This is a genomic window from Devosia alba (assembly GCF_039938915.1).
Lineage (GTDB): Bacteria > Pseudomonadota > Alphaproteobacteria > Rhizobiales > Devosiaceae > Devosia > Devosia alba.
In genome coordinates, this window is the sequence record NZ_JBDUUI010000112.1 from 1 (window position 1) to 256 (window position 256).

The window sequence follows — 256 nt, forward strand, 5'->3', positions numbered from 1 at the left end:
AGAATAGCACATAATAAGAATGAGCTGCACTTCTGGATCGTTGGCATTATCCCATAAAGTTTGTAGTTCCTGATCAGAAAATGGCGTTCCATGTTCGGTGTCATTATCAGCATTAACATGGACATATAACGCCTTATTTTCCGTTACAATTTCTGAGTATACGGCATATTTGTACATCTGCTTGAATAGAGTTAAAATAGCCATCTGGCTTTGCTTTTTCAGCTTGCAATCATCAATAACCTTTTGCATATCAGGA

1 protein-coding gene is annotated in these 256 nt (G+C 37.1%); it reads right to left on the minus strand.

The features are described from left to right. A partial coding sequence (locus ABFY71_RS18975) for a hypothetical protein (RefSeq protein WP_347947433.1) occupies nucleotides 1-256 on the minus strand: 256 nt, incomplete at both ends.